The organism is Yoonia sp. (assembly GCF_036007805.1).
Classification (GTDB): domain Bacteria; phylum Pseudomonadota; class Alphaproteobacteria; order Rhodobacterales; family Rhodobacteraceae; genus Yoonia.
Map to the genome: position 1 here is coordinate 1 of NZ_DASYOK010000092.1, position 3,019 is coordinate 3,019.

Below are 3,019 nucleotides of genomic sequence, written 5' to 3' on the forward strand. Positions count from 1 at the left end.
ATCAGCGGCACGATCATCGGCGAAATCAGGATCGCCATGATCGCCTGGCGTCCGGGCACATGGCTTTGGGACAGGCCGATCGCGGCCAGCGTGCCCAATGTCACCGAAATGATCGTCGCAATAGGCGCGATGATCAAAGAGTTCTTCAGCGGCACCATCCACTCATCCGTCCCAAGGAAGTCACGGTAGTGTTTGAGGCTATAGCCCTCGGCCTGAAAGTTCAGCATTTCAGGCGTGAAGGTAAAGAAATTCTGTGCGTTGAAGCTGAGCCATATGACAGGGATCAGTGGTGCTACTAGAAAGAAGAAAATCAAACCGCAGATAAACTTGAACGCGTTGTGCCAGAGCGTTTGCGCAGGGGTGTAGTAGATCGGCACGGACATGCCATAGGCCCCTGTCGCCAGCCAATAGGCGGCCCAACTCAGCACGGCACCAATGAGCGCGCCTGACACGGCAGTGCCAATGTTACCAAAGATAAGGCCTGCAAGCGCGAGGATACCAATGGTGGCCCATCGCACTGCAGTACGCCGGTTCAGGTTGGTTTCAGCCACAAAAGCAATGGCCGCACCAAGGACCGCACCGATCAGCGCACCCAGCAAAGGTTGCGCGACCATGTTGCCGCCGACAAAGCCGAACACGGCGGCCAAGAGTGCCGTCAGGGGCATTGTGAAACGGAAAAGGTCCGGACGGTTTTCTGCTACAAGCATCTTCTTTGCCATAGTCTTAGCCCCCCAGCTTTACGTTATCGATGCCGACGATGCGGTCGTAGCACCAGTAGAGCGCCATCACGAGCACAAGAAGGATGGTACCCAAGGCGGCCGCAAGGCCCCAGTTCAACGAGCTTGAGATGTGATAGGCGATCCGGTTCGAGATAAAGACACCATCGGTACCCCCGACAATCTCGGGTGTGATGTAGTAACCGATCGACAAAATGAACACGAGGATCGACCCCGCACCAATGCCTGGCACAGACTGCGGGAAGTAGACCCGCCAGAAGGCCGTCCAGTTGGTGGCGCCCAGTGATTTCGCAGCCCGCAGATAGGTGGGCGGGATCGTTTTCATCACCGAATAAAGCGGCAAGATCATGAAGGGCAGCAGGATATGCGTCATCGCAATGATGGTACCGGTCGAGTTGTTCATCAAGACCAGGCGGTTTGCGTCATCCAAAAAGCCAAGCCAAACAAGGATTTCGTTAATCACACCTTGTGTTTGCAACAGGACCTTCCATGCGGATGTCCGCACCAGAAGCGAGGTCCAGAAAGGCAGCAACACAAGGATCATCAGCACGTTGGCGGTGCGCATCGGCAGATTGGCAAGCAGCCAGGCAATCGGATAGCCCAGCAAAATGCAGCTGCCGGTGATGATCAGCGACATCTGCAATGTGCGGATGAAAAGCTGGATATACAGTTGCTGGTTGTCAGGGCGCATCGACACGCCTTCGGGTGTTAGCTGTGCATCAACAGCGTTCAGAAAATAGCCGGCAGTGTAGTTCGAACTATAAACAACAATGGTTTCCCAAACATCTTTGTCGCCCCAACGCTCATCAAGATCAAGAAACGCCTCGGTAAAGGTCAGATCCGGCAGATCAGCGGCGGCAACTGTTTGCAGCGCATCGGCACCCGGCCCTTGATAGGTTGCCAATGCAGCCCGTGTCGCAGGGTCGCGCAGATCAATGGCAAGGGCTGCATAGACGGTCTCCCACGGGTCTTCCTCGGCTACGACATCTTCTTCGTCAATTGCGGTCCAGATCGCCCAATCGGAATATGCGGCGGCCGTTGTCGGCAGTATCTCGATGATGGCCTGCGATGGCATAAAGCCGATGTCGGCGGACATATCTCGGTCCATCAGGTTTTCCCAACGCGCACGCCGCATCTCCAGCATCGCGTCGCCGCCGGTACCGTTCATCATCTCGAACCAGAAGGCGCCGTCCTCAAAGCGGGGATCGGCATCTTCGATGGCGTCCTGAAAGACTTCGCCGATGGAATCCACGTTTCGTCCGGATGTGCGGAACAGCGAAGCAAGGCCGGTGGTTTCATAGTTCAGGCGGCTGCCCAGTCTGGTGTGCCTGCGGGCCTCGGCCGCGATGAACAGGTCAAAGAAAATGTTTTGATAGACATCTTCGGGCGGCAACTCTTGCGACGTACTATCCCATGCGGCAAGTGCGGGTACCGTGCCGGGAAGCGTGTTCTCTACGATCTCGTTATCGACCGACCGGATCAGCATGGAAACGATCGGGATCACAAAGGTCAGAAGGACAAAAAATAGAAGCGGGGCGATCAGTGCCAGCGCCCGCAGTTTTTGGCGGCGAAGTGCGCGTCCCAGGCTTTCTTTGAGAGGCCTGCCGTCAGCAGCAAGCATTGGTCCCGAGCCGGTTGTATCACTCATGTCGTCCCCAATCGTTTAACGCAAATTTCGGTATCTATAGAAATGGAAAGGGGCGAAACCGCCCCTTTCCGAAATTACTTACTGTGCAAGCCAGGCTTGGAACTTCGCGTCGATATCGTCGCGGTAGTCAGCCCAGAACTCATAGTTGTACAGGAAGGTGTTTGCAGCATTCGCCGGGTCTGTCGGCATGTGTGGTGCCATATCGATACCCAGTGTTGCGTGCTGGCCAACCAGTGGCGCAGAAGACAGACGTGCAGGACCATACGAGATGTAGGCGGCCTGATCAGCAAGACGCTGAGTGTCTGTCGCAAAGTAGATAAAGTCCAAAGCGCGTGCGAGACGATCTTCGGGCAGACCTGCTGGGATGATCCAGCCGTCAAGGTCGAACACTTGCGCGTCCCACATCATGCCGATTGGCTGGCCCTGCTCTTCGATCGCTGCGAACAGACGGCCGTTGTATGTGGAGCCCATGAAGACTTCGCCATCAGCCAAGAGCTGTGGTGTGTCTGCACCGGCGGACCACCAGATCACGCTGTCACGGATGGTGTCGAGCTTGGCAAGCGCCCGCTCTTGGCCTTCTTCTGTTGCCAGAACGTCATAGACCTCATCCTTTGCAACGCCGTCACACAGCAGT

At 56.1% G+C, this 3,019-nt stretch carries 3 protein-coding genes; all 3 read right to left on the reverse strand.

The window, feature by feature from the left end:
* Positions 1 to 719: ABC transporter permease (locus VGP75_RS05265; RefSeq protein ID WP_414727778.1), on the reverse strand; the 719-nt coding region annotated here is incomplete at its 3' end.
* A gap of 4 nt (positions 720 to 723) precedes the next feature.
* Positions 724 to 2,385: an ABC transporter permease gene (locus VGP75_RS05270; protein WP_327542650.1), complete on the reverse strand. Its 1,662-nt coding sequence runs from the start codon at positions 2,383 to 2,385 to the stop codon at positions 724 to 726.
* Between the two features lie 78 nt (positions 2,386 to 2,463).
* The coding region (locus VGP75_RS05275) for an ABC transporter substrate-binding protein (protein WP_327542651.1) at positions 2,464 to 3,019 on the reverse strand (556 nt) is incomplete at its 5' end.